The organism is Streptomyces sp. FIT100 (genome assembly GCF_024584805.1).
In the GTDB taxonomy this organism is placed as follows: domain Bacteria; phylum Actinomycetota; class Actinomycetes; order Streptomycetales; family Streptomycetaceae; genus Streptomyces.
The window spans coordinates 599732-625201 of the sequence record NZ_CP075715.1; the positions used below are offsets into that span (position 1 = coordinate 599732).

Consider the following 25470-nt stretch of genomic DNA (forward strand, 5'->3'; position numbering starts at 1 on the left):
GTCGGCGAAAGGTGAGGAAGAGCGGTTCAGCGCCTCGACCAGGCGAGTGCCGGCCCCATTGCGTAGCGCTTGCGCAGCTCGTCGGCGACCCGCCGGGAAGCGGGAGGACGGCCCCTTTTCGGCGTGGGTTCAGCCGTGCTTCCGCTCCCGGGCTCGGGCTTCTGCACGGGCGGGGACGAGTTCTCCACGCCGTTCTCGACATCGCTCTCGGCCGGGGTGTCCGGAGCGGATTCAACGTCGGACGGCGAGGCGGGGATGTTCTCCGCTGGGGACGCCGACTGTTCGCGCAGCTGCCTCTCAAGTGAGTCGAGCCGGTCCAGCATGGGCGTGTCAGGCTGAGGCAGCACCGTCGTGGGATGGTCCTTCGGCGTCGTCTCCTGGATCAGAGCACGCCGTGCCCGGGCCGGACTTGTACCCAGCAACCGCATCAGATCAGCACACTGGCGGGTTACGTCCTCCAGGGAGGGACGGTCCTCCGCCTTGTGTGCCAGCATGGCCGATACGACGGAGGTCAGTTCGGCGGGTAGCCCGGACAGGTCGGGGCCGATCTCGGCGTTGACCACCTGAGCGGCCACCGCCTCCCACCGGGCGCCGTCGTACGGATAGTGCCCGGTCGCCGCGTACAGAAGCACGGTGCCGAGGCCGTACACGTCAGCGGCCTGCGTCACGTCCAGCTCACCCAGTGCCTGCTCGGGCGGCATGCAGCGAACTGTGCCGATGACCACACCGGCCTGTGTGAGCGATCCCTTGGATGCCCCGACGAAGGCACCGAGACCGAAGTCGATGATCACGGGACCGAAGTCTCCGAGAATGACGTTCTGCGCCTTCAGGTCGCGGTGCACCAGCCCCGCGGCGTGCACGGCGGCAAGCCCCTCGGCCAACAGCGCGCCAAGGCTCGCCACGAGTGGCGTGGACAGCAGACCTTGGTCCTTCACGACATCGGAGAGCGGGCGGCCGGGAACGTAGTCCATGGCCAGCCAAGGCTGCTCAGCGAACGGATCCGCCTCGATGAAACGCGCCACACGCCCCGTTCCCGAGATCGTACGCGCCATCGCCGCCTCGCGTTCGAACCGGGCGCGCGTGTGCGGATCCGTGCGGTCGGGCCGGATCACCTTCACGGCGACTGGTTCACCCGCGACCGAGTAGGCGAGGTATACCTCCCCCATCCCGCCTGCGCCGAGCCTCCGCTCGACGAGGTACGGACCGATACGCGACGGCAGAGTCGCGCCGTTCACCGCACACCCCCTGACTCCCGCAACGACAGCGCGGCCTGGCTCGGCGCATGCGTCCGCTCCACCGTAGAAGAAACAAGGCACGAGGGGCATGGACACCGACGAATCACCGCTACAGCGTACTGATCGGCATCCCATAGGAGGAAGTGATCACATCGGACTGGGCCGAGCTTCCGGGCGCTATGTCCGGAATCATGCAGCTATAGATGCGGCTCAGTGATCTCAGGGAATGTCACCCCGGTCCGTCCAGATTCCTCAGCAGGGCCCACGGACCTACGCGTGGCTGTCCTGAGAGCAGGCCCGGCGGACGAAGCAGGCTCATAGCTTTATCGCACCACCTGACCTCCGCTGGCTCGGAGCGGCAGAGGCCGGTCACATCCTGGTACTCCTGTGAGGCCTTGGTTGGCTTTGACAGCAGTTCGTGGCTCCACTTGTCAGCGATGGCTCCACCGGCGTGGGGAGCAACCTGATGTGAGAGAGTTTGGGCCCCACTGCCCTTCTTGCGGTGGGAGTACCGATGTGCGTCCAGCGTTGGGGAGGCTCCGATGCGGCCGCAGTCCAAAGTCGATCTTTTCGCGGCGATCCGCCGGGACTCTCGTACCGAGGGGCTGTCGATACGGGCCATGGCCCGTAAGTACGACGTGCACCGCAGAACGGTGCGCGAGGCGTTGTCCTCGGCATGGTAGGGCCCCACGCCGCAAGCCGCCTCCCTGTTCGTCTCAGCTGGACCCGTTCAAGCGCGCCATCGATCAGATACTGAGGGCGGATCTGGACGCGCTGCAAGCAGCGGCATACGGTGCAGCGGATCTACGTCCGGCTGATCGACGAGTTCTGTATGCAGGGCATTTCGTACTCGCTGGTGCGTGAATACGTGGCCCGCCGCCGACCGCAGATCCGGATGAAGGAGGTACGGGGCCCGCCCAGGTGTTCATCCCGCAGTCGCACCGGCCAGGCGTCGAGGCGAAGGTCGACTTCGGCGACGTCTACGTGAAGCTGACCGGGGTCAGAGCCAAAATCGCCGTCGTTCACAAGGGCTGGCCACCCCAATCCGCCAGGAGGGCGTCAGCGACGCCTTCCTCGTAGACAGCCGCCTGATGCTCCTGCATCGCATTGCTCAAACGCGGGTCCCATGAAGTGCTACGGGCCTTCCCGGACAAGGCAACGTGGTCGTCTTCGGTCCGGAGCCCCTCCAGGTAATCCTCAGCGCTCATCTTCCAGGGCTCGGCTCCGTAACGGCCGATGAGCTGATTGGTCATGTCGATTCCCGGCCAGTCGAAGTCCCCGTGGTAGAGGAGCCGGCCCCCTCCGTTGACGATCAAGCGGGCCAGTCGGTGGAAGGCCGTTGACGGTCGGCCTTCGGCGCAGATCAACGGCGGGCTGCTCGCGCCGAGCTCTCCGGCAGCGCGGCGGAGGACGGCTGGATTCTCACACACGTACACCCGGGGCAGGTGAACGGTGACAGGCAAGGTGACCAGCTGGTGAAGTGTGACGTGGAAGGGGGTGCCGTATCGAGCCGCGTCAGCGAGCCACTCCCCCAGCCCTCGACCAGCCGCCGGCAGGTTGAGGACAAGGACACGGCTGGCCAGGTCGTCGACGATGACGTCGAACGCGTCCCAGAGCTCACGCCGGGCCTCGGCTCCTGCCTTGAGCGGAACTCCTCGTGCTGTTGCCAGCGCGCGGAGTACGAGGGTCGGCAGCGAGCCTTGGCCAGGGTTGAGGGCCTTGGTGTTTCCCGTGGTCGCATCGGCCAAGGCGGCCAGCATGATCGGGGGCGAACCGCTGGCGCGGGCATAGAGGTATTCCAGAACACGGATGGCCTGGCCGAGGAGGCGGCCGTCCTCCTTATTGATCAGCCCAGTGATCGTCCCGTCGGAGGCTAGGCCACTCAGCCACTCCTTGTACCAGGGATTCTCGGCGTGGAGCGCGCTGGCCTCCCCCTCGGCCAGCAACTGCTGGCGGGCCTGATCGATGGCGCTGCGTTCGTCGGCTCGAAACCGCAGCGGAGGACCCATTCGCTCCAAGACGTCGCGGAGTGAGGCGCCGGTGACGTTGCGGACATTCTGGTCCAGTGCCGCGAGCGGAAGAGAGACACGGCGGACATCCGCCGAGCGGTACGCGCCTGTGATGCCGATGATGGCGTTGCGCTCTTCTGTCGTTGGATTTGTCAGGCCGATGGAGCCGGTGATCTCGCCTCCATTGCGTTCAAGAGAGCGCCGGGCGGCCCCAAGAAGGCGGCGGAACTCGGGGCCACGGTAGCGCTCGTATGCGTCGGACGCCGGCAGACTCATTACTCCCCCTCGTTTTCCTCAGTGCCGGTGTCTGCCGCCTCTTCCTCAGGTACGTCGGTGAGCAACCCCGCGTGGGCCGGAACGTGGCGGCTTGGCCGGAAGCTGAGCAGCTCGGCGGCCAGATCTTCAGATCCGGGGTATCCGACATCGTCGAGGATCTGTTCACCGTCCCAGACCAGCAGCATGGCGGAGACGGTGTGCGATGCCTCGTCGTGCTTCATGTCGTAGTGCGAGATCTGCGGCACGTCGGGATACGTGATCCACAGGTCGTAGCCGGTCATGAAGAGGTCGAGGTCGAACTTGGCCGTGAGGGCGAGCAGGTCAGGGCGGTACTTCTCATCGATGCCTGCGAACGCCTCGTCGAGGGCGATCAAGCGTGGGCAGGTGGGGTAGGCGGAACTGTACTGGGCGTGGGCGGCGGCGAAGAGTGGCAGGTGGATGGAGGCGGACTTCTCACCGCCGGACATCACACTGTGTTTGGCCTTGGTGAGAACTTCTCCTTTCTTCCTCTCCTCCTCACTCATGCCCGGGCGGAACAGCCGCAGTTCGAACTTGCGCCAGGATCGGTAGTCAAGGACTTCGGCGATCACGTGTTGGTAGCTCTGCTTTTTGTCTGCGGCGGCCTTGGTGCGGATCTGGCTGCGCAGGTGGGAGCGGAGTTCGGCCAGGCTCGCAGAGTCGAGTCCGGACGCGTCCTTCTCCAGCAGCTTGCTGACGGCCTTCTGAGGGTCGGTCAGGCTGTCGGAAGTCACCCAGTGGATACCGACCGTCGTCCCGGACGACATCGGCCTGGCCCGGGTGTCGGCGTCCATGTTCCTGACCAAATCGCGGGCCGCAATGGTGCGGCTATGAATCTGCTGGGCGAGCCCGGTCAGCAGGCCGTCTTCAAGGACGGTACGTTCCTTCTCCTCCAGCAATACCCGCTGATCGGCGAGTTGTTCGGCCAATCGGCGCCCGAAGTCCGCGACCGGCGCCGGGCCTTCGCTGTCTGTGACCCTCGCCAGGATGATGTCGCCGGCCTGCTCCCACTCGAAGAGGTAGCCCTGATCGGATCCGAGCAGGGCGCCTTCCAGTGTGGTGATGGCCGTGGAGATCTTTGTGGTGGCGGTCTTCAGGAGGCTCTCGGTGATACGGCGGCCTTGAGTGGCTTCGTCGAGTGCGTCGACGAGGGAGATGACGGTCGCAGGGACGGCGCTGCGGGCTGCCTCGATGCCGGTGACCGAGGTGTCGTGGGCAGTCAGCGTGTCCGTGAGTCGCCGCACGGTCTCCTCGGCAGATGGCCACACTTCGCGCGGTACCCAGACGGTGTCCACCACTGCGTCGAGTAGGCCGAGCAGGTCCGGCCGGGCGTACGGCTCAAGGGTGAGTGTCGTTCGTACCTGCTCGCGCACGGCGGTCGTCAGGGCGTCGCCGACGAACTCCAGAGTGTTCTTGGCCTTCATAAGCCGGTCACGCTGCTCTTCGACGTCCTTCACCGCACGCCGGTGTGCCTTCCCTGCTTCCGCCAGCTGCCCCTCGGCCACCTTGATCTTCTGGAGGATCTCCCGGAGCGGTGCTTCAAGCGTCTCTTGTCGCGTACGTAGCCGCTCTTCCAGGACGGCGAAAGCATCCTTGCGTGTCTGCAGCTGCTCGGCCTCCTCGGCGTAGGTCTGCGCCTGCCCTTCGATAATCTCTTTGCGGCCCACGAGGTCCTTCTCGGCCTCATCGATCTGTTCTCGGCATACCGCAAGCTCCTTGCCGGCAGCGCCGAAATCGGTGACGGCCTGGGCGACACCTTTCAGTTCCTCACGGGTCGTAGGAAGCCGCGCGGCAGTGGCGGCTTGTCTCAGCAGCCGCTTCTTCTCGTGTGCACGGGCAACAGCACCATCAAGGTCTTTGCGAGCCTTCTCAAGGCGGCGGCGAGCTCCGGCGAGATCGCTGGCGATCACCGCCACCTGGCGTGCCGCTTCGTCGATCATCTGGGTGCTGGGGAGCTGGCAGCGCGCGCGGTCGAAGTCGTCGAACACCTCCTGGGCGTACTTCCGTTGACCCTCGGCATCTGTGAGCTGGGTCTCCAGCACGGTGATGGCCCCATCGAGGCGGCTCAGCCGCTCACGTCGGCGTGCAGCCCGTGCAGTGGCTCCGATGTACTCCGGCTGTTCCTTGGGATGGGCACCGACCTGAACGCCGAGGGAGAAATGCGACCCGACGGTGATGCAAGGGGCGCCATCCGTGTCGATGTCTCTGTCGGCTGTCGGAGCTTCGTCCGTGACACCGATGGAAGCGAGGACGGCTTGCACACCTTCGGGGCTCACATGTTCCTGGTCTTCGACAACCAGGATGTCGGCCAGTGTGCTCCCGGTGGGCCGTTGCGTGACGGGCAGTGGACGCAGATAGGCGTCGGCGACTTTATCGCGCAGTGCCTGGTCGGTGGCCTCCGAGCCGGGGTGCAGCCATGCGGTGAGCAACCCGGCCGCGTACAGGGCGCCTTCCACCGCGGCAGCGTGGTCATCGGGAATGTGATCGGCGAACCGTACGAGCTGCCACAGCGGAGCGCCTGGCCTTCCCTCTCTGTTGGCGGGTCGCAGGTCGCTGAGCGGAGGTGCCTCGTCTTCTTCAGCTGCCACCCTGTCTCGCTCGCTTCGCGTCTTGTGCAGGGCATCCGAGATGTCGTCGTACTGCCTCTTGAGCGTTTCGACGCGGGTGAGGGCTGCAGTTCGGCGCTGATCAGTGAGAGAGCGGAAGACCTCAGGCAGCGGGGTCGCCGCCGGCTCTCCTGCGGCGGCCAAATCAGCGAGCAGGGGTGCACGGTCGGCGGGGCAGAGAACCGCGGCTTCGCCGTCGCTGGTCCAGCGAGCGATGACTTGGTCGAGATCCTGGGCGGCCTCTGCGCGCGCCTGGCTGAGCTGATCGGCGGCGGCAGCTGACTTCTGCTCGGTCTCCGTGAGTTCAGCAGCTGCGATATCCACACGTTTTTGCTCGCGGCCCTGATCCTCCATAGCTTGCTCGACTGCGGTGAGATGGTGGCGCACATCCTCGAGTTCGGCTTCGCGCGCGGTCGTGTAGCCGACGACGTGCGCCTGGAACGCGGCATCGAAGTTCAGTGCGTCCTCTTCGAGGAGGATGCCGGAGCGGCGTGCCGCGTCCAAGAGGTCTCGGGTGTGCCGTGATGCGGCTGCGTTGAGTTTCTCGCACCGCTCGCCGACCTTCTCTGCCTCACCCTTGAGAGTGGCCAGGTGCCCCCAAGCGCCGTTGAGGAGGCGGTCGCTGTCTTTGATGCCCTGGTTCTCGTCGCGCACTCGGTCACGTAGCTCGTCGAGGTCCTTCTGCTGCGTAACGGCGTCATGATTCCTGAGGGTGGCGAGACGTGTGTCGATCTCTTTGCACTGCCGTTCACCGGTGTACCGGCGTTGCCGTGCCTCAGCCAGTTGCCCGTCGGCGGTGCGCCGCTCCTCCGCTGCCTGAAGGATCTTGGCGCACTCATCGGCCGTGGCCTGTGTGCGCTCCTTGACCTGGTCTATGCGGTCTCGGGCGTGGACTTGCAGGTAACTGGTGTACTCACGCAGGAAGTTCTGTACGGCTGTGTCGGCCCCGGCCAAGGCATTGAGGAGCGCCTGGATCTCTGCGAGGTTCTCGAAGTCCCGGGCGGCTTGCTTGATCAGGTCTTCGTCGACGGGGCGCAGACCCGCGGTGAGGGTGTCAGACACCTTGACCGGATCCAGGTCCTTGGCCAGGAGAGGGCGCCGCAACTGGAGCAGCAGGTTGATCAGTTGGCCGTAGCGTTCGCGCCCAAGGCCGAACAGCCGGTCGTCGATGGCATCGCGATATGCCTCTGCCGTCTCGTACGTGGCATCCGCGCCCAGCAATTCCGCCAGTGCCCTTTCCCGCAGAGGCCGCGAGGCATCGTCCAGGAGACCAAAGTCGAGGCCCATGCGGCCATCGGTGACGAAGTAGAGGCGGGCCGGCGAGGGCATCGATTTCGTCACTCGCATGCCGATGCCAGCGGTAACAGCCTCGATGACCTTGCCGTCAGGCGCAGTGCGGGCGAACTCCATCCATACATAGCCGTATGCGGACTCCTGCTTCTTGTAGAGCAGGTTCGATTTCATGGTCCGTTCCTCGCCACTGAACGGATCCAGCCGTCGCGCGTCTAGGACGCCGTCCAGCACGAGGGGGAAGAGCACCTCCAGGGCCTTGGTCTTGCCGGATCCGTTGTGCCCGCGAAGCACCAGGCGACCGTCGGCGAAGACGAACTCCTCGTCGATGTAGTCCCACAGGCCGATCACGCCCGCCCGCGTGGGCTTGAATCGGGCCTCCGGATACTCGGCATTGCGGGGATGCGGGATGAGCGTCATCGAGAGGTGTCCTCAAGGGGGAAGTCGAGGGCGAACTGACCTTCGTACGCAGGTCGAGGCAGCACGGCGGTGATATTGCGGTAACGCGCCGCGGCAGGGCACACGAGGATTCCCCCGGGGACGAGGTGCACCAGGCGCAGGTCTGCCAGCAGAGAGAGGGCCTCGGCCAGGAGCCCTCCTGGATCGCCCTGCCATTTGTTGGTGAACGAGGACGGACCGAACTCCTCGTAGAGCTCGGTGATCATCTGCTCCAGCACGCCTTGCTCAACGAATGGCAGGCCCGCCCGCTGTTCGGCTGCGTGGGCTTCCGTTCCTGGTCCGTGCGTCTCTTGGCCGTTGTCTGTCTGCGGGTCATAGGCGAGGGCTTCGAGCGTGCCAGCGTCGGGCAGGGCCATGTCGATGCGACTCAGGAGGTCCTCGTGTTCTTCTCGCGGGTCAGGTGGGAGAAGGCTCTGCAGGCTGCCGGAACGGTCGGGGTCTTCCTGCAGGTCCGCGATCTTCGCCAGTATCAGACCGGCGGTCCGGTTGACTGCTCCTCCTCGCCCCGGGAAACGCTTGTCCGTGAAGCGCCCCGTGGTATCGACAAGCATGATCCCCTCAGCCCGGCGCTCGACGGGCAGACCGGTCAGACGCGCGATGTCCTCGGCCAGGGTGGGCTGGCGCAGCGCAATCGCGGTTTCCGGGTCAATGCCGGCGAAGTAGACCACCGGGTGCTCGATGAGCATCCGTCGGGCCTGCTGGGCAGCCCAACGCCGACGCGGGTCCCGCCCGGTTCCTGCGGTCGGGGTGTCCAGCAGACCGGCGGCACTCGTCAGGTGCTGCAAGGGCCTGTTGGGCTTGAAGAGGGCTGCGCAGGCGTCGTGGTCGATGTCGAACAGCGCGTCCCCACGATCGTGATCACGGGCCCAGTCCTCGGTGGAACCATCGGAAATCCGCAGCGCCCCTCGGTCGACCAGCCAGTCCATCACGTCAACGACCGCGTCCTTGTGGCCCGCTGCCGTCGCGTCGAAGCCGAGATGCTCGATGGCGTTGGCGTACGGGCCAAGGAACTTGACGAGATCGGCGAGGGTGATCTCCATCCGCGACCGGTTCAGGCACGCCAGGACCAGACACAGGTATGCGAGTCGCCGCCGGTCGAAGGGATTCTTGCTCTTCACCGTCAGAAAGGCCTGGCTCTCGTCGAAGGCATCCAGCCGCCGCAGCAGGCGAGCATGACGGGCACTCGTGGACAGCGTGTATCCGAAAAGGTCCCGGAAGTCCTTCGTCAGTTCGTCGGCCCACTGCAGGACCGACGCAAGCGCCTTGGTCCGCGGGTAGGTTTCGGTGACCACGCTGTGTAACAACATGAGCCGGGCCGCCTGCTGGTACGAGCTGAGGTCCGCGGGCTCCACGGATGCGGCTACGCGATGGGCAGGCATCTGGGCGCCTCCGATCCGAGACGGCGACGCATCGCACCGTGGGGCTTGATCTCCAGGGCGAAACCGGGCAGGTGCAGCGTGCCGGTTTCGGTCCGCACGCGACTCCCGCGTTCACTGGGCACGAGACGCAGCGTCAGCACATCGCTGCTGCCGGTACCCGAGCGCAGACGTCCCGCGACGACCGTTCGCGCCTCCAGGGCGCGGGTCAGCAGCTTGAGCACGGCGCGAGTCTCCGCCTGGTTCAGTACTCGATCATGAGGTCCGTGCTCCAGGAGGGTTTCCGCCGCGCTCCGTTCCGCGGCCCGCTCTGCCAGTTGTGCCTCGCGCAGGCGGGCGTGCGCGCCCCGGGACTTCCGCACCGGCTGCGGACCTCCCTGCGCTGGCCTCTTACCGTGCTTGAAGAGGCTGACACTGATCTCCACGCCCGGCGCCTCCCACCACGTCGAACGTGGCGAGATCTGGTCGTCATCGTCGTGGGCGCCCGAAAGATGCCGTACGGAGCGCAGATCGAAAGCGGCGGCGACCAAAGCGTTCGCCGCTAGCTCATCCGGTGCCGCGGCAGCCCACGCGGCCAGATGCCGCAGCTGAGTAGTGCGGCTCACGCCGCCTCTGCGTGACTCCGTGACCTGCCTCAGCAAGGCGATGACCCCAGAGATCGCGGAGCGAGTGGCGCCCTGCAACTGGTCTGCCCTGGACCCGTCCGTGCCATCGGCCAAGAACCACTGCCGCAGCCCCATCCAGCGCCGCCGCCAGTCCTCCAGCCGTACAGCCGGGCGCATCATGGGCCGTTCGTCCGCTGCGGCCGCCCGCTCCAGCAGCGTCTCCACCCCGGTGTCCTCCACCTCATGCACAGCCTCAGCCAGGCGGGGCGCATAGCGTTCCAGTTCGGCCGTGAACTCGCTCATGTGGGCCAGCAGCGCATGCTTGTACCGGAGGAACGTCTCGGGGGATATGTCCGTCGTACGCACTACGTCGTTGAGCGTCAAATAGAAGCGCGCTGCCCGTTGGGTCATGTCCTCCAACACGCTGTCGAGCCGGGTGAGCTTGCGGTAGACCTCGTCCTGGTCGCCCTGCCGGTTCGCGGTGGCCAGGGCCTTGAAGTCCGCCAGGATGTCGGCGAAGACCAGACGCGACAGGTTTGCGTCCTGGACCCGCGACCCGATGACCTCTTCCACTGCGCAGTAGACGCGGTAGCCGATCTCCGTGAACTGGTACACCGACTGGCGGTTGCGGTAGGCAGCAAGATTGCCGCACCGCGTCGCGTCCTCCACCTTGTAGAGGACCTGCTCATCCTCGGCCGCGAGGTTGTCGAGCATGGCCCGCAGGTTCAGGTCCTTAGCACTCGGCACCTCGTCGTGCGCTGCCGCAAGTTCACTCAAGGCCTTAGCCACGTCATCGGTGTGGACCTGAACCTGGTGCACAGCCCGCAGCACATTCATCGCCCGCAGCACCCACAAGTACGCGACATGGTTATCGCGCTGAGTGAAGTTGAACAGTCTCAGCCGGTCGCCCACCGTCAATGAATCAAGATCGAACGACTCTGCGATTCCCGAGTCATCACGCTGCAGCACCTACACCGCCCCTCGTTCGCATCTACTGCTCCTACCCTGACAGTTGCCACTGACAATCACGCCGGAGTGCCCGGAAATCGGTCGCCCCTGACGCCGCTCAACGGCCAAGCCGCCGGGCAGCCATCGCCCGAGGGTCGTGGACGATCGTGTGGCCGTAGGGCACGGTCCACGCCGAGGCCGCCCGGTTTCTGCGCCGGCATGACGGCTCGGGCACGCAGAGTACGCACGCGTATCTGCTGGTGGGACCTGCGGTGGCTGGAGCGCGAGTGTCTGGCCTTCGACACGGTGCAACAACACGACCTGGAGCGGTACATGGGCATCGTGGCGCCGAGGTGCGCATTGCCGCTCGGTAAGCCGTGGCGTGGAGCTGCACGACAGGTTCTCCGAGACATCCAAGGCGTGGGGGTCATGGGAATGGGCAGCGGCGCGGGTCGGCTCGCGCGAAGACCTCGCACGGGCTACCGATCTCATTCAGCGGAGCATCGAAGCTGGGCGACTCCCCGTACAGGGGAAGGGCGGTTGTTCCACCTGACTGTTGGAACAACCGCCCTTCTCTGCATGCCGCGCCCGCTGTCTGGGCTTCTCACTCTCACTCCTCTGGCCCGGCGAGTTCGAAGTCGTCCTGGGTCAGCGCGCGCCGCAGCCGCTGCTCAGCGATGTGGGCGTAGTGCTCGGAGAGCTCGACGCCGATGAACTTGCGGCCCTCGCGCAGGGCGGCGACGCCGGTTGTGCCGGAGCCGGTGAAGGGGTCGAGGACGGTTCCGCCCGGCGGGCAGATCCTCACCAGCTCCTGCATCACCTCCACGGGCTTCTGTGTGATGTGTACGCGGTCCTTCCGGGGCTGGCTCGCGGTATAGAGGCCGGGCAGGTAGACGGGGTTCCGGTCTGGGTCGACCGGGCCCTTGGTGCCCCAGACGATGTACTCGCAGGACTGCTTGAGCCGGCCCTTCTGCGGTCGGGAGACCGGCTTGTGCCACGAGGCGATGCCGCGCCAGGTCCAGCCGGCGGCCTGGAGCGCGTCGGTGGTGGTGGGCAGTTGCCTCCAGTCGGTGAAGACGAGCGCGGCGCCCGACTCGGCGGTGGCCCGGTAGGACTCGGTGAGCAGGAGAGTGAGCCAGAAGTCGTACGAGCGCTGGTCGCGGTTCTCGCCGGGGAAGTTGGCGAGGTCGTGCTCGGCGTCGCCCGAGGTGTACTTCGCGCGGGCACTGCGGCCGGTTCGTTCGCCGCTGGTTCGGCCACCGCTGTTGTAGGGCGGGTCCGTGATCACGGCATCGACACTGTTGTCGGGGATGCCAGCGAGCGCGGTCAGCGCGTCGCCTCGGTGCAGGGTGTACGACATTGTGCGGTTCTCTCTTTCCGCGGGGACGGTCGTGCGGGATTCCGCGTTCCCGGAATACCGCGCACATCGGCGTGATCCGCTCCCGGATGCCACAGAAGCAGCCGCCTGAGGAGAGCGATGGGCTGGAGAGTAACCACCATTCCCGGCCGCACCTAATGACGCTCTGCCGCCACATCACGGGCGCCGGCTGCCAGACGAGGCGTCGTTTGGTGCGGCCGGAATTCGTCTCTACAGTCTCGCCGTGTTCGACGGACGGGGCTCAGCTCCCGCTCTGTTGAGCTGTACTGATGCGTGTCGCCTCGTCCAAGCGGCGGCCCAGAGGCGCTCACGAAACGGCCTGATATTTCGGCGAGGGGATTCTCCGTGTGGCGTGTGAGATTTAGAGCGCGGCTGGCTGCCGCTCTCCAGTAACGGGGTCCCCATGGGTCGGGAGTTAGCCGCTCCCGGCCCTTGGAATCTCCATTCCCTGATCTCAGGTGTTGTGATTTCTGACCGGTGCGGTGCCGGTGACCTTTTCGACGAGAACGCTGGTGCCGCGCTGCCTACGAGTAAGGAGCTGCTGATGCAGCATGCCCAGGCACGCCCTTCCCCGACGTCCGACTCCTGCGACCTCTGCTCGGCGGACGGCCTGCGGCCGTGAAGGCGGGCGCGGCAATAGTCGGGTCCGTGGCTCTTGGGCCACTGCTGCTGATCGCCCCGCTCGCGATGGCTCTGGCCGGCGCGAGCAGTGCCCAGGCCGCCTGTGCGAGCGGCGATGCACAGGCTGTGGATTCTGCGGCGGTGGCCAAGCAGGTGAAGTCGATCCTCAAGGGCGGTGGGAAGGCCACCCTGTCGGTCCCGGGGCTGGACGATCCCGCGGAGCAGATCCCGAACGCCAAGACGATCCAGGCCACGGGCGTCGCCATGAAGGTACTGGCCCGGGGGCAGGTCGTGGCTCTGGTCACGGCCCTGCAGGAGTCGGGGCTGCGGAATCTGGACTACGGCGACCGGGATTCGCTCGGCCTATTCCAGCAGCGCCCAAGCCAGGGCTGGGGAACGGCTCAGCAGGTCCGCGATCCGGTGCACGCCTCGACGAGGTTCTACGAGGCTCTACTCAAGGTCCCAGGCTGGCAGTCGATGACCGTCACGCAGGCGGCACAGGCGGTCCAGAAGAGCGGCTTTCCTGACGCCTACGCCAAGTGGGAGCCGCTGGGCACGGCTCTACAGAAGGCCATCGCCACGTCGCTGTCGGATGAGTCGAGTTCCGACGGAGGCGACGAGGGCGAGCAGACGGATGCGGCTCCCGGCGGGTGCGGCACCGGTGAGGACGGGGCCAAATTCGGTCCGATCCCCGCAGGCTCCGTCCCCAAGGACTACAAGATCCCGGTTGATGCGCCCAAGTCGGTCCGCACCGCCATCCGCTGGGGTCTCGGTCAGCTCGGCACTCCGTATCAGTGGGGTGGCGCGTGTACCGATCCGCGTGGCCAGGACCCGATGGGCCGCTGCGACTGCTCGTCCCTGATGCAGATGTCGTACAAGGCCGGGGGCGTCTCGATCTCCCGGACCACGTACACGCAGGTCAAGGAGGGCAAGGCGGTCAGCGTCGATGCCCTCAAGCCGGGCGATCTCCTCTTCACTCGCGGCACGGCCCAAGTTCCGGAACACGTAGGGATGTTCATCGGTGACGGCCTGATTTTGCATGCTCCGCGTACCGGTGACGTGGTCAAGATCTCGACCCTCGCCGACTGGCGGCCGGACGTGCTCGCCGCCCGCCGGATCGTCTGACCGGCCCCCCTCTCCCCCTCTCACTCCTCCCCTTCCGGGCCTTCGCGCGCCCATGTTCGTACTGGAGTTCCAATGAAGCTCATTCAGCACGCTCAGATGCTGGCGTACAACCCTGGCGTCACACCGAGCGAGGGCGGTCTGCCCGGCCTCGACGTCCTCAAGAAGGTCATGGGCAGCATCAACCTCTTCGGCATCATCGCCACGGTCGGCGCCCTCGCCATCTCCGCCATCGTCTGGGCCTGGGGCCACCACAGCGGAGGCCACCAGGCCGAGGCCAACGGTAAGAAGGGCACGGTCGTCGCCGCCGGCTGCGCCCTCCTGCTCGGCGCGGCCAACGGCGTCGTCGCGTTCTTCTCGGCGATGGGGACGCAGGTTCACTGATGTCGAAGAATCGCTTCCCTTCCGCCAGGGGGCGGAGGCACGGAGCCCCGTCCTCGGTTCTGCGCCGCGCCTCGATCGGCGGCATCGTCCTCGCTGTCCTGCTGGCCGTCGCCGGTCTGGTCGCGTACGTCACCCGTGCGGAGAGCCCGGCCGCGCCGAAGGCCACCCCCGCGCCGGCGTCCTCTTCGACGTCGCCCTCCCCTGCCGCCACCACGCACGCCGGGGTGCCGGTGGCCGCGCCGCCCAGGACGACGGATCCGATCGAGTTCGCCAAGGCCGCCACCAAGGTCCTGTGGACGTACGACACCCGGTCGTGCTCGCAGGCCGAGCACCTGGCCGGTCTCAAGCAGTGGATGACCAGCGAGAAGAAGTACGCGGACTGGAAGTCGGTCTCGGACCAGGTGCCCAGCCCGGTGTTGTGGTCGCGGATGCACGACAACGGGCAGCACGCCGACGCCGCGGTCGGCGAGGGCCACTTCCCGCAGGCATTCAAGACCGCCCTGGCCCAGGACCCCGGCGCGATCACCGAGGCGTACGTCTACGCCGTCACGGCCACCGGCAAGCAGTCCATCGCCTGGAAGGGCTCCGGTGCCGGAGCCGAGTCCCGCTCGACGACCCTCGCCGTCCAGTGCCGACCGGACCGCGACTGCGCCCTCGTCGGTGTCCTGCCGAACGTCGCGTCGTGATCGCCCTCAACCTGTGTAAGGAGGTGCCCTCATGGGGGCTTGCGACCTTCCTCTGATGAGTACGGTCTGCGACACCGTAGGCGGTGTCGTCGGCGCGACCGGCGAAGCCGTCACGGACGGCATCGGTGCCTGGATCGCCAAGTCGATGGGCGAGATGGCCCAGGCCGCAGCTGACCTGGCCTCGAAGGCCGTCGACCGGACCACGGCCATCGATCTCAACGCCGAGTGGTTCAGGAGCAACTACGAGCTGATCCTGCCCATCGGCCTCATCCTCACCGTCGGCACGTTCTGCCTGCAGCTCACCCGTGCCGCCTGGCGCCGGGACGAACGCGCCCTCGCTCAGGCGGTGTACGGAACAGTGGCCGGCGTCCTGTTCGCGTTCGCCGCGATCGCCTGCACCACCGTCGCGATCACTGTAGTCGACGCGCTCAGCGCCGGCCTGTTCAAGGCGGCCAACAGCTCCGTGGACGACGCGGTACGCCGCATCATCAAGGTCAACGAGTTGGGGGCGATGTACGGCCTGGGCTGGGGCGTCCCCGCGATCGTCGCGCTCGGCTGCGCGGTGGGTGCCTTCCTCTACTGGGCGGTGATGGTCGCCCGTAAGGTCGGCATCCTGGTCCTGGTCACCCTGGCCGTGTTCGCGGGGGCCGGCGGCGGCTGGGAGGTCGCGCGGCGCTGGCGGCGCGGCTGGATCGAGGCGACCAGCACCCTGATCGTCTCCAAGCTCCTGATGACGATGGTGTTCCTGCTGGGCGTCTCGGCCATGGGCAAGACGGACGCGAGCGACGGGCTGAGCGCCCTGTCGGACGCGATCGCGGGCATCGTCGTGATGGTCCTGGTGCTGCTCTGCCCCTACGCCACGTACAAGTTCGTGCACTGGGCGGCCGACGGCGGCGGCCACGACGATCTGCACCGCACCGGCGTCGCCGGCATGGCGGTCGCCGCGGGCGCGGCGAAGACCGCGGGGCAGCTCGCGGTCCAGGCCGGCACGGGAATGCGGGCTCCGCAGGGGCCGGCGAAGGTGCCGGGCCAGGGCTCCGGTGGCGTCGCCTCCGGGATCGACCCGACGGGCGGATCCGGTAGTGACACGAAGCCGAAGCAGACCCACTTCCGCTTCGGTGAGGATCCGGACGCGACTGGCGACAAGGGCCGGGCGCTGATCCGCCGTCCTCCGACGGACGGCGACCGCGGAGTCCCGCTCATCCAGCGCCCCGGTGGGGGCCAGGCAGCTGACTCGGCGCCAGCGGTCTCCGGACCTACGCCACAGGGCGCCTCGGTCTCGGCGCCGCAGGTCACGCACCTGGACCCGCCGGCACCGCGGCGCAGCGGTCCTCCTCCGCAGGGCGGCGCCACCCCGCAGCGGTGGATCTATCCCGGGCCAGCGGACCGCTCGGGCTCGTAGCCCGGAGCTGACGGGGTGGGCCGGGGCCCGCCCGGCCCACCCCGTCTTCCTCTTCTTCTTTCTCCTCATGTTCCAAGGACGGCTTCGCCATGCTCTCTGACGCTTCTCACCCCGACGGTCCGGCCACCGTCAAGTTTCCTCACCGCTCGCGGCGGGGCGTGCTGCTCGGCCTGTCGGCCCCTCAGCTGATCGTCGTCGCGGTCTGCGGGCTGCTCCTTCTCGGGGTGCTGCTCACCTCCGGTGTGACCGGAGCGCTCCAGCTCGTACCGCTGTGGGCCGTCGTTCTCGCGGCGGTCTTCATCCGCCACCGCGGACGGGCACTCGCCGACTGGACGCCGATCGCGATCCGATACGCGCTGCGGCGCTTCCGGGGGCAGCTGATCTGGCTCGCCCGTCCCTCAACCCGGCCGCGGCGAGAGGGTCTGCTCCACCTGCCCGGCACGGCCGCGTCCCTGCGGGTGGTCTCCTCGCCGGACGGCCGCCTCGGCGCGGTGCACGATCCGCACCAGGCCACCCTCACGGCCGTGGTGAAGGTCTCCTCCCGCGCCTTCGCCCTGCTGGACCCGGCCGCCCAGGCCGGCAACGTCTCCGGCTGGGGCCGCACGCTGGCCGCGCTCTCACGCAGCGGGCACATCGCCCGCGTCCAGGTGCTTGAGCGCACGGTTCCCGACTCCGGAGACGCACTCAACCGCTACTGGCAGGAGCACGGCAACGCCCAGACCCCGCTCGCCGGTCCGATCTACGGCGACCTGCTGGCCGCCGCCGGCCCCGCCGCCGCCCCGCACGAGGCGTACGTCGCCCTCGCGCTCGACCTCAAGGCCGCCCGCCGCCTGATCAACCAGGCCGGCGGCGGACTCACCGGAGCCTTCGCCGTACTGGCCCAGCTCGCTTCCACCTTCGACCAGTCCGCCCGTACCTCCGGGCTCACACCGAATGGCTGGCTGCCCGCGCGCGAGATCGCCGCCGTGATCCGTACCGCGTACGACCCCAAGGCGTCGGCTGGCCTCGACCGGTGGTCCGACTCTGGCCGTCCGCAGGCCGACCCCGCTGCCGCCGGGCCGGTCGTCCTGGTCGAGAAGGCCGACCGTATCCAGACCGACTCGGCCCACCACGCCACGTTCTGGATCGAGAACTGGCCGCGCATCGAGACCAGCCCCGGGTTCCTCCACCAGCTCCTGTTCACCACCGGCGTGCGCCGCACCCTCTCGCTGACCTACGAGCCCAAGGGACTGGACGCCGCCCTGAAGGACGTACAGCGCAAGAAGGCCACCGTGATCGCGGACGCCGCCGAGCGGGCCCGCAAGGGCCAGGTCGACTCCGAGGAAGACTCGGTCGAGTACGCCGACATCAAGCAGCGCGAGCGCCAGCTCATCGCCGGACACGCCGACGTCGCCCTCACCGGCCTGCTCACCGTGAGCGCGGACACCCGCGAGGAGCTCAACGCCGCCTGCGCCGCCGTCGAAACCGCGGCCGTCGCCGCCCTCGTCGACCTGCGCCTGCTGACCTGGCAGCAGGCCGAAGCCTTCACCAACGCCGCTCTGCCGCTCGCCCGCCCGTAGCGCGGCCCAGCACCACCGACCGCGCTCTACCGAAGGGCACCCCATGCCGACCGAGCCCCTGCCCGAACTGGCTTCGGACTTCGTCCCGTTCGCCACCGCAGCGCTCGACTTCCACCGGGCCATCAACATGCCCGTCGCCCCGGTCGCCGCCAGCCGCACCGAACTGGACTCCCTGCACGCCCACCTGGTCGCCCTGTACGGGCTGCTGGACGCGCACACCGCCCGGACCACCCCGGTGGCCACCGGTGAGGGCGATCACCTGCGGGCCTGCCGCATCCGGCTGTGGCAGGCAGCCGAGCACCTCCACGCCGCCTATCACGCGGCCCCGCAGCGAGTCACCGGCCGCCTCCCCACGCGGGAGGCATGCCGGGCCCGCCTTCCCGAGGGCGCACCCGACCTCACCGTGTGCCAGCGCCACCTGGCCACCGCCGCCCGCGTCCGCCGTGACCACACCCCGGCCGACCTGCGCGACCCGTTCACCGGCCTGATCCGCCACTGACCACCGGAGCACCACCGCCATGCCCACCCGAACCACCCGCGCCAGCGCCAGTCCGCTGTTCGTCCCCCGCAACACCGACCGCCGCACGGCCCGCGCCGCTCGCGACCAGTTCGCCGCCGCCCGCGACAAGGCCCGCCACGCCGCCCGTCCCGAAGCCCGCCGCACCGCGACCGGCATCGATCCCGGGCTGCGCGCCACCTACCCGGCCGCCGGCCGCCCCGGGCCCGCCTCCGCCCGCGGCGGCCGGCTCAAGCTCCCCGCCCACCGGATGACCACCGCCACCGCGTCCGGCGCCTACCCCTTCCTCGCCGAGGGCGGTCTGGGCGCCCAGGGCATCTACGTGGGCCGAGACGTACACGCGGAGGCCGCCTTCACCTACGACCCGTTCGCGCTGTACGGGCGGCTCGACGGCTTCACGAACCCGAACATCCTGCTCGCCGGGATCATCGGCATGGGCAAGTCCGCCCTGGCCAAGTCCCTCGCCGTACGCGCCGTCGCCTTCGGCTACCGAATCTACGTGCCGTGCGACCCCAAGGGCGAATGGACCGTGGTCGCCCAGGCGCTGGGCGGGCAGACCATCGCCCTCGGCCCCGGTCTTCCCGGCCGGCTGAATCCGCTGGACGCCCCCGCCAGGCCGTACGGCGTCAGCGAGGAGGACTGGGCCGGCGAGGTCCGCAAGCGGCGCCTGCTGCTCCTCGGCTCGCTCGCGAAGACCGTTCTGCGGCGTGACCTGCACCCGATGGAGCACACCGCCCTCGACGTGGCACTCGACCAGGCAGTCGCCCACGCCGGGGCCGTCGGCACCACCCCGCTGCTCGGCGACGTCGCGTACGTGCTCGGCGCGCCCGAGCGGCTCGACGCCGCACTCGGTGACCTGTCCGGACGCCTCGGACGGGCGGCCGAGGACCTGGCCCACGCACTGCGGCGCCTCGTCCATGGCGACCTGGCCGGCATGTTCGACGCGCCGAGCACCGTGGCCTTCGACCCCGGAGCGCCGATGCTCTCCATCGACCTGTCCCGGCTCGGCGGCGCCGGCGACGACACCGCACTCGTCCTGGCGATGACCTGCGCCTCCGCGTGGATGGAGTCCGCCCTCTCCGACCCGACCGGCGGACGGCGCTGGGTGATCTACGACGAGGCATGGCGCGTGATGCGGCACGTCGCCCTGCTGGAACGCATGCAGAGCCAGTGGAAGCTCAGCCGAGGGCTCGGCATCGCCAACATGATGGTCATCCACCGCCTCAGCGACCTACTCACCGCGGGCGACGCCGGCTCCCGGGGCCGCGCGCTCGCCGAGGGCCTGCTCACCGACTGCTCCACCCGGATCATTTACCGCCAGGAAGCCGACCAACTCGGCTCCGCCGCCGCCCTGCTGGGCCTCACCGGCGTCGAGACCCAGGCCGTCTCCGCCCTCACCAAGGGGCGCGGCCTGTGGAAGGTCGCGGGCCGGTCGTTCATTACTCAACATCTGCTCCACCCGCACGAGCGCGAGCTGTTCGACACGGATGCCCGGATGCATACCTGAGCCGTCCGCTCCCGTTCACGCGCCCCCGGGGGAGCCGGCCCACGCCGCCCCGGCTCCCCCTCGCGGTCGTCACATCACGCCCTCCGCACAGAAAGCCGCCCCGCCATGCACCTGAAGCGCACCATCCGTCGCGGCCTGCGCCGCCTCGTCCAGCTCTACGCCGACGCCGCTCGCGCCCACACCGCACTCGGCCATGCCTCCGTAACCCCCAGCCCGTGCGATCCCGTGGGCGCGACACGGCGAGAGGCCGACCGGCGCCCTGACGCGCACGACGAGGGCGAGACCCGCCATGGCTGAGCTGGCATGGATCACGCTGGGCAAGCACCCGCAGCTCGGCCTCACCGCCGCCACCATCCACGACGACTTCGGCTCCGCGAACCGGCTGCTGCTCGATGCCGGATTCTCCACCGGGCATCCCGACTTCGCCTATGTCCGGGCGACGCTTCAGCAGCTCTACAGCGCTGTGGCCAGCCACTACATCGCCATCGACGACGCCTCGCTCGACGGCCCCATGCCCACCAACCCGGCGCCGCCCCGTGGTTCAGAGCCCGCGCACCCTCCGACCCCGTCACCGCGCCGGCCGGACTCGCGGGCCGATCTCGCGGAGTTCGCCGAGGAACTGTCGGGCCGACTCCCCGGCTCCTGGACTTCCGCCGTCCACGAACGCGCTGCAGAGGAAGGCCAGCTCCCGCTCAGCGAACGGGTATGGGATTACGGCCACGTGAGCTGGGCCTTCTCCGAATTCACCCCACATCGAAGCGCCGTACTCACCAGTGACTCTGGCATCGAGCTCCTGGTCACCGACCGCCCCCTGCGCAAGCACGAGTTCCTGGTCGTCGCGTTCGAGCCACGAGGTAGCGGGTTCGACACCACCACCAGGACACCTAACGGCATCGTCGTGAGCACCGACCCGGTGCGAGCAGCCTCCCGAGTGACAACCCGCCTGCTGCCTCGGTACCAGGAGGCCGTCCGCGAGACCCGGCTCAGTCATGTCGCCAAGTCGGTGGCTGCCGGCCAGCGCGTTCTGGCCGAATGGGACGCGGTCTCGGACAGCCTGTGCGATGCCGATCACTGTCCGCTCGACGAGCGGTACGGCCTGCGCCAGCAGGTCCGGGACGCGGAGATGTGGGCGCAGTTCGCTCCCTTCCTTGAGCACGGTCAGGCTCTGGTCGCGCACGCCGAGGAAACGCTTCCTCTCCTTGACCCCGCGGAGCGCGTGGCCGGGCGCTGGGCGTACCGGCTCCGTGCCCTGCGCGAGGCACTGGACGGCGGCGCCCGGGTGCAGGCCGAGTTCCAGGTGGTCGCGCCGAGGCGCTCCTGCCCGACCATCCTCGCTCGAAGGCGGTGTTCGCGGACGCCGTGTCCATGCGCAACGCCGAGGGCTGGCACTACTCCCTGACCTGGATGGACAACGCCGGCGTCCTCGCCGACATCGCACGCGCCGACAAGGCGCCGCCCGCGCCACCGACCCGACCGCTCCGTGCGCAGCGGGTCCGGTCAACACGCGCCGCTCGCCAGATCACCGCGGCGATCGAGAAGAACGCCGGTCCGCCGGCCATCCGCCTCTTCAACTCCAGCAGGCCGCCGCGCTCACGCTGACTAGCGCGAATCCACGGCCACACCAAATCCGCCTTCCGGCCGCATCCTCGTCCTCCGCACGGCCCCGACCTCTGCGAGGTGCATCTTCGTGGCGGAAACACGTCCGCACATCACTGTCGGCCATCACGACCAGTACGGCGTCGTGGCGGCGACGTCGCACGACAACCACGTCGCCGAGCACATCCTGCGGCTCGTCGGCTTCGAGCGGCTGCCCGGCAGCACTCTGTACGGGCTCACCGATCCGCAGCGTGACCCAGTACGGCGCGGGGCTCAGGCGGTCCAGTCCCTGCGGGCCGCGCAGTACAGGGTCAACGCCGATGTCGCATACGACCTCCAGCCCTATACCCGGCTCGGCACGGGCCGGGGCCTCCTGGAGCGACTGGAGAAACCTTCCGCCTCAACGGTGACGCCCGCGGCCCAGCAGCGCCGCTCCCAGGCCGCCACCGCCATCTCCCCGGCCCGCGCGGGTGCGCCGCCGGCGCGGCCCGCCGCCGCAGTCGAGTACCGCCCCGCCCCCTCCGCCCCGCAACCGGTCCGCAGCCGCTAGACCGCACCCACCAAGGAGCCCACGCGATGACTCTGCAACTCGAACCGGACGTCGCCTTCGGGATGCACCCCGACTACGGGGTGGCCGCCGCCGTCGCGGATGACCGACCGTTCCTCGACGAGGTCCTGCGCAAGCACCACTTCCGCTACAGCGAGTACCTCGACGTCTACCTGCTGGCGGACAACACGCCCCACAACACGGCGGCACGGACCGTGGCCAGGGCCACCCGCGAATTCCAGGACGCCGGTCTCTCCGTCGCGGCCGACCCGAGGATCATGACTCCACCGCCGGTCCCGACTCCGGACGAGACGACGCCCCGATCCTTCTGGTACCGCCTGCCCTGGGACATGGGCGAAACCCGCGAGAACCAGATGGCCAGCCACGCGACCCGCATGCTCACCGCCGTCGGCCACCGCGTCGGCCTCGGCCCCGATCTGCACATGGGCCCCCTCACCACGCCCTCCGACCCCCAGGGCAAACACGTCCACGGCCACCAGGTCCTGCGGCTGACCGACGAACTCAACGGCGCCGAGACGTACGAGACTGCGGCCGACCTCGCGGAGCACGTCCTGGACCCCACGATGGTGTGCTCGTCCGCCTCAGCGAGTTCTTCGAAGCCGCCGCCGAACAGGCCAAGGCATCCGAAACCGACGTCGGTTGGGATCTGTCCTGCGACTTCGCGGAAGCCGCGGCGACGCTCACCGACCTCGGCGAAGACCTGCACGACGCCGCCGACCAACTGCGGGCACTCGATCGGCCGGCGAAGCCGAGCTGGCAGGCACGGGTCGCCGGCTACTACGCCACTGCCCCGGTGCCCCAGCGCACCGGAACACCCACCGTCACACCCGAGGCGTCCGCTGCCGCTCCACCGCCCGCGTCCAGGCCGATCCGAACGCGCTGACCAATCCCCCTCATCAGAAGGGCCGTTGCGTGTCCTTCCTGCACGAAGAGTGCGGAACCGACGCCGAGATCTACCGCAAGCCGTTCAGCGGCGAGGTGATCGCCGACTGCGGCGACCCGCGAGCCCACGAGGTGCTTGCCGCGTGCGGCTTCGTGAAGAAGACCGTCCCGCCGCACTACGTCTGGCACCAGCTCCCCGAGGGACTGCCCGAGGAGGAACAGAAGCGGAGCGCCACGCGCGCCGCGTGCCTCCTGCGCGCCCGGGGCTTCGACGCGAACGTCGCCGAGGACCTGGTCTCCGAGGAAGCCGTCACCGCCGTACGCGACGAGATCCGGCGACACCGGATCAGCGGCGCGGCCACGTCGTCCTCGCCGACCGCCGGCCCGGTCGCGCCACCGGCACGCCCGGACACCACCGCCCCGGCCGCGCCTGCGGCTCCCTCCACCTCCGCCCACCGCAGCCGCTAGGAGCCCCCGTGATCACTAGAAGAACCCGCCAGCCCCAGCCCATCGCCCCTCTCGCACCACGTAACGGGACCGCGCTTTGTCTCCTGCACGCACGAGCACACCCTCGATCACCACCGGCACCGACTTCCTGCTGTACCTGATGCTGTCCGTCGCCGGCCTCGGCTTGGGGGCCGGGACGTTGGCCTGGTTGTTCGGCAACATCGCCAACACCCTCACCAGGTCCGGCCCCTGGGCCCCGTACGAACCCACCGAGGCGCTGCTCCACCCCTACGAGGTCTGGCCGCACCTTCCACAGCCGGTCCTCGTCGGCGCCTGCTACGTCCTGCCCGCACTCGTACTCCTGGCCGCCGCGCTGCTCGGCGCGAAGGTGTGGCTGCGGCTGTGCGGCAACCCCAAGGGGCTGGCCGACCAGCGTGACCTGGCCGACCTGATGCCCAAGAAGATCGCGGCCAAGGCGATCGATCTCCGTCCGAGCCTCAAGGGCACCAAGCCCAAGGACATCGTCCCCGACGACCGCGGCGTCCTGCTCGGCACGCTCACGCCCGGCGCACGCGAGGTCCGCTCCTCGTGGGAGGACGTGATCCTGGCGATCATGGCACCCCGGTCCGGAAAGACCTCCGGCCTGGCGATCCCGGCGATCCTGCGCGCGCCCGGACCGGTACTGCTGACCTCGAACAAGGCGGCCCGCGACGCCTACACCGCCACGCTCGCGGCCCGCGCCGAAGCTGGCACGGTATGGACGCTCGATCCGCAGCAGATCGCCCACGCCCCCCAGACGATGTGGTGGGACATCCTCGCCGACGCCCGCGATCTCGCCGGGGCCCGCCGTCTGGCCGGACACTTCGTGACCGCCTCCGTGGACGAGTCGAGCGCGGGCGACTTCTGGTCCACCGCCGCCGCGAACACGCTCACCGCACTGTTCCTCGCCGCCGCCCGCGACCGGCGGCCGATCACCGACGTCCTGGCCTGGCTCGCCTCGCCGGCCGACCGCTCCCCCATCGACCTGCTCCAGGACGCCGGACTCGACGCGGTCGCCGCCCAGCTCCAGGGCACCGTGGCCGGCGCCGTCGAGACCCGCGACGGCATCTTCGAGACCGCGCGGCAGTACGCGAGCTGCCTGCTCGACCCGGCCATCGCCGCCTGGGTCACGCCACCCAGCGGCCTCGGCAAGATCCGCGAGTTCAAGCCGGAGGCGTTCGCCACCAGCAATGACACCCTGTTCCTGTTGTCGAAGGACGGCGGCGGCTCCGCCTCGGCGATCATCGCCGCCGCTGCCGACGGGGTGATGCGCGCGGCCGTCATCCAGGCCGAGCTCGACGGCGGGCGGCTCGACGCCCCGCTGCTCGCGATCCTCGACGAGGCCGCCAACGTGTGCAAGATCGCCGACCTGCCGGACCTGTACTCGCACCTCGGCTCCCGCGGCGTCATCCCGATCACGATCCTGCAGTCCTACCGCCAGGGCGTCCGGGTCTGGGGCGAGGCAGGGATGGACGCCCTGTGGTCCGCCGCGACGATCAAACTCGTCGGCTCGGGCATCGACGACGCCGACTTCGCGGACAAACTCAGCCGCCTGGTGGGCGATCACGACGTCCGTACGGTCTCGGTGTCCACCAGCGAGTCGGGCAAATCCACATCGGTCTCCATGCGCCAGGAGCGCGTGCTGCCGACCGACGCGATCCGCGCCCTACGCAAGGGCTCCGCGCTGCTGCTGGCCACCGGCATCCGCCCCGCGCTCCTCGACCTCAAGCCCTGGTACCGGGAGCCGGACGCCGACCGGCTCGGCGCCGCGTCCGCCACGGCGACCGCGGCGATCACCGAGCGCGCGCTGGCCAAGGGCCTGCGCCGAGACGACTTCGGTCCGGCCGCATGACCTCGGTGCTGCCAGGTGCCCGGCTGGCGAGACGCAAGGGTGCACGCCCCCAACCGTCGCGTCCCTGGGCCTTCGCCCCCATCTCCTT

At 68.8% G+C, this 25470-nt stretch carries 20 protein-coding genes; 14 read left to right on the forward strand and 6 right to left on the reverse strand.

All coding sequences use genetic code 11. The features are described from left to right. Window positions 1-26 precede the first annotated feature (26 nt). The 6 genes from KK483_RS02425 to KK483_RS02450 form a co-directional block, all read right to left on the reverse strand. On the reverse strand, window positions 27-1235 hold the full coding sequence (locus tag KK483_RS02425) for a serine/threonine-protein kinase (protein WP_262009319.1): 1209 nt from the start codon (window positions 1233-1235) through the stop codon (window positions 27-29). Window positions 1236-2257: 1022 nt separating this feature from the next. Further along, window positions 2258-3520 carry a TIGR02679 family protein gene (locus KK483_RS02430; RefSeq protein WP_262003294.1) on the reverse strand — a complete coding sequence of 421 codons (1263 nt, stop codon included), beginning with the start codon at window positions 3518-3520 and terminating at the stop codon, window positions 2258-2260. Beyond that, on the reverse strand, window positions 3520-7854 hold the full coding sequence (locus KK483_RS02435; RefSeq protein ID WP_262003296.1) for a TIGR02680 family protein: 4335 nt from the start codon (window positions 7852-7854) through the stop codon (window positions 3520-3522). Before KK483_RS02435 ends, KK483_RS02430 begins: the two co-directional genes overlap by 1 nt. Then, a complete protein-coding gene (locus KK483_RS02440; protein ID WP_262003298.1) occupies window positions 7851-9272 on the reverse strand; it encodes a TIGR02678 family protein in 1422 nt (473 codons plus the stop codon). Before KK483_RS02440 ends, KK483_RS02435 begins: the two co-directional genes overlap by 4 nt. After that, complete coding sequence (locus tag KK483_RS02445) at window positions 9254-10843, reverse strand: TIGR02677 family protein (protein ID WP_262003299.1); 1590 nt, start codon at window positions 10841-10843, stop codon at window positions 9254-9256. Before KK483_RS02445 ends, KK483_RS02440 begins: the two co-directional genes overlap by 19 nt. A 589-nt stretch (window positions 10844-11432) precedes the next feature. Next, on the reverse strand, window positions 11433-12182 hold the full coding sequence (locus tag KK483_RS02450; protein ID WP_262003300.1) for a site-specific DNA-methyltransferase: 750 nt from the start codon (window positions 12180-12182) through the stop codon (window positions 11433-11435). Between the two features lie 636 nt (window positions 12183-12818). On the opposite strand from KK483_RS02450, the gene KK483_RS02455 reads away from it, so the two are divergent. The 14 genes from KK483_RS02455 (at window position 12819) to KK483_RS02520 (ending at window position 25382) form a co-directional block, all read left to right on the forward strand. Beyond that, window positions 12819-13946 (forward strand): C40 family peptidase, encoded by a 1128-nt coding sequence (locus tag KK483_RS02455; RefSeq protein ID WP_262003302.1) that lies wholly within the window; start codon window positions 12819-12821, stop codon window positions 13944-13946. Window positions 13947-14018: 72 nt separating this feature from the next. Further along, window positions 14019-14327, forward strand: a complete 309-nt coding sequence (locus KK483_RS02460) for a DUF6112 family protein (RefSeq protein ID WP_039649441.1) — start codon at window positions 14019-14021, stop codon at window positions 14325-14327. Then, complete coding sequence (locus tag KK483_RS02465) at window positions 14327-15013, forward strand: hypothetical protein (protein WP_262003306.1); 687 nt, start codon at window positions 14327-14329, stop codon at window positions 15011-15013. Before KK483_RS02460 ends, KK483_RS02465 begins: the two co-directional genes overlap by 1 nt. A 31-nt stretch (window positions 15014-15044) precedes the next feature. Next, window positions 15045-16415 carry an ATP-binding protein gene (locus KK483_RS02470; protein WP_262003308.1) on the forward strand — a complete coding sequence of 457 codons (1371 nt, stop codon included), beginning with the start codon at window positions 15045-15047 and terminating at the stop codon, window positions 16413-16415. A gap of 89 nt (window positions 16416-16504) precedes the next feature. Next, entirely contained in the window at window positions 16505-17974 is a 1470-nt protein-coding gene (locus KK483_RS02475) for an SCO6880 family protein (protein WP_262003309.1), read from the forward strand. Between the two features lie 43 nt (window positions 17975-18017). After that, window positions 18018-18473, forward strand: a complete 456-nt coding sequence (locus KK483_RS02480) for a DUF6238 family protein (protein WP_262003311.1) — start codon at window positions 18018-18020, stop codon at window positions 18471-18473. A 19-nt stretch (window positions 18474-18492) separates the two neighbouring features. Next, the gene (locus KK483_RS02485; RefSeq protein WP_262003312.1) at window positions 18493-19998 is read left to right on the forward strand and encodes an ATP-binding protein; all 1506 of its coding nucleotides are present in this window, start codon (window positions 18493-18495) and stop codon (window positions 19996-19998) included. A 105-nt stretch (window positions 19999-20103) separates the two neighbouring features. Beyond that, window positions 20104-20295, forward strand: coding sequence for a hypothetical protein (locus tag KK483_RS02490; RefSeq protein WP_262003314.1), 192 nt, complete (start codon window positions 20104-20106; stop codon window positions 20293-20295). After that, window positions 20288-21397, forward strand: a complete 1110-nt coding sequence (locus KK483_RS02495) for a hypothetical protein (protein WP_262003316.1) — start codon at window positions 20288-20290, stop codon at window positions 21395-21397. Before KK483_RS02490 ends, KK483_RS02495 begins: the two co-directional genes overlap by 8 nt. After that, window positions 21364-21597, forward strand: coding sequence for a hypothetical protein (locus tag KK483_RS02500; RefSeq protein ID WP_262003317.1), 234 nt, complete (start codon window positions 21364-21366; stop codon window positions 21595-21597). Before KK483_RS02495 ends, KK483_RS02500 begins: the two co-directional genes overlap by 34 nt. Before the next feature lie 88 nt (window positions 21598-21685). Continuing rightward, complete coding sequence (locus tag KK483_RS02505; protein ID WP_262003318.1) at window positions 21686-22144, forward strand: hypothetical protein; 459 nt, start codon at window positions 21686-21688, stop codon at window positions 22142-22144. A 586-nt stretch (window positions 22145-22730) separates the two neighbouring features. Next, window positions 22731-23045: a hypothetical protein gene (locus tag KK483_RS02510; RefSeq protein WP_262003320.1), complete on the forward strand. Its 315-nt coding sequence runs from the start codon at window positions 22731-22733 to the stop codon at window positions 23043-23045. A 29-nt stretch (window positions 23046-23074) separates the two neighbouring features. Further along, window positions 23075-23512 carry a hypothetical protein gene (locus KK483_RS02515; RefSeq protein ID WP_262003322.1) on the forward strand — a complete coding sequence of 146 codons (438 nt, stop codon included), beginning with the start codon at window positions 23075-23077 and terminating at the stop codon, window positions 23510-23512. Window positions 23513-23588: 76 nt separating this feature from the next. After that, window positions 23589-25382: a type IV secretory system conjugative DNA transfer family protein gene (locus KK483_RS02520; RefSeq protein WP_262003324.1), complete on the forward strand. Its 1794-nt coding sequence runs from the start codon at window positions 23589-23591 to the stop codon at window positions 25380-25382. The last annotated feature ends 88 nt before the right edge of the window (window positions 25383-25470 follow it).